We start from the raw sequence: 1,883 nt of genomic DNA, 5'->3' as shown, positions 1-1,883 counted from the left end.
GGTCGCCATGCCGGTCCTGATGTACCTGCTGTTCACCAACCTCGGTGAGAACGACGGCTCCTGGAAGGCCCAGTCGATGATCGGCATGGCCGCGTACGGCGCGCTGGGCGCGGCCATGAACACCGGCACCGGCGTCGCCGAGGACAAGACCATCGGCTGGCTGCGCCAGCTCAGGGTGACGCCGATGCGGCCCCGCGAGGTGGTCCTCGGCCGGGCCCTGAACGGTTCGGTGACGGTGCTCCCCTCGATCCTCGCGGTGTTCGCCGCGGGCGGGCTGCTCAACGGCGTCCGCATGGACGCCTGGCAGTGGGCCTTGGCCGCGGTGCTGCTGTGGCTCGGCTCGCTGCCCTTCACCCTGCTCGGCATGGGCAACGGCTACCGCCTCACCGCCCAGTCGACCGGTGTCGTGAACGTCGCCTGCTATCTCGGGCTCGCGGTCCTCGGCGGCCTGTGGTTCCCGATCGACCTGTTCCCCGGCTGGCTGCGCGCGATCGCCGACGTCACGCCGACGCACCGGTTCGCCGACCTCGGGGTCTCGGTGACCGAGCACGGCGGGCCCGGGGCGGTCACGGTGGCGGTGCTGTTCTGCTGGCTGCTGGCCTTCGGTTCGTACGCTGTGTTCTCTTACCGACGGGCCGCGCGGACCGCATGACATCCGGTACACCGACACCGCACGCCGCCGCATGGCCGCGTCGCTCCGGGGACGGCCGGGGGACACGAAGGACGGGGAACACGGACATGTCCTGGAAGAACAGGGTCAGCTGCCGGATGCACCAGGTGCGCGGCGCCCACTCCGAGTGGCGGGCCGAGCAGAAGCGGGTCAAGGCCGACTGGGTGGAGGGCCGCGAGACGGGGAAGAAGGTCGAGCGGTTCGGCCCGCCGCCCACCGGCTTCGCCCTCCTGCCCTGGCTCCTGATGGGTCTCGGCTCCCTCTCCCACCTCCTCCAGGGCAAGACCGCCAACCCCTGGGTCGCCGCCATCGGCCTTCTCGTCTTCAACTCCCTCTACGTCTTCCTGGCCTTCCGCGCCTTCGACACGTACACGCGCGAGGCCCGCGCCACGCGGGTCGCGCTGGTCCTCCTCGGCCTGCTGACCGTCGGGCTCGCCGCGGGCTACGGCGGCAGCTGGCTGCTCTTCTTCCCGCTGCTCGGCCTCGCCGTGGGCGCGATCGTGCGCGGGCGCCACCTCGGTCCGCTCGGTCTGGGCCTGAGCGCGCTCGCGGGCGTCATCGGCGGCTTCCGGGACGGCTGGAGCGGGGTGAACGTCGCGTACGGAACGTTCCTGTCCACGATGGTGACGGCCGCGATCCTCTCGCTGTCCGAGGCGGTGCGCGAACTGCGCGAGACCCGCGAGGAACTGGCCCGCACCGCCGTGGAGAAGGAACGTCTCCGCTTCTCCCGCGACCTGCACGACCTGCTCGGCCACACCCTCTCCGTGATCGTGGTGAAGGCGGAGGCCACCCGCCGCCTCGCCCCGCGCGACCTGGACGCCGCGCTCGGCCAGGTCGCCGACATCGAGTCCGTGGGCCGCCAGGCGCTCACCGAGATCCGCGAGGCCGTCACCGGCTACCGCGAGGGCAGCCTCGCCACCGAACTCGACCGCGCCCGCGATCTGCTGGGGGCCGCCGGGATCGACGTGGTCGTCCGTCAGTCGGGACCGCCCCTCGCCCCGCAGACCGCGGCCCTGCTCGGCTGGGTGGTCCGCGAGTGCGCCACCAACGTGGTCCGCCACTCCGGCGCGGGACACTGCGAGATCGAGGTGACCGGCACCGCCGAACAGACCCGTCTGCTGATCACGGACGACGGGCGCGGCGTAGGCTCGGGGACGCCCGGCAGCGGGCTGAAGGGCCTGGCCGAACGCCTCGCGGCGGCGGGCGGCTCCCT

General features: G+C 72.6%; 2 protein-coding genes. Both read left to right on the top strand.

All coding sequences use genetic code 11. The features are described from left to right. On the top strand, positions 1-652 hold a 652-nt coding region (locus AOK22_RS27940), incomplete at its 5' end, for an ABC transporter permease (RefSeq protein ID WP_055701492.1). Positions 653-738: 86 nt separating this feature from the next. Continuing rightward, positions 739-1,883 (top strand): sensor histidine kinase (locus tag AOK22_RS27935; RefSeq protein WP_079036868.1); only part of this gene is annotated, 1,145 nt, incomplete at its 3' end.

Origin of the sequence: Streptomyces silaceus (genome assembly GCF_001419745.1) — a bacterium.
Taxonomy (GTDB): Bacteria; Actinomycetota; Actinomycetes; order Streptomycetales; family Streptomycetaceae; genus Streptomyces; species Streptomyces silaceus.
This window is presented reverse-complemented; position numbering and strand designations above follow the sequence as displayed.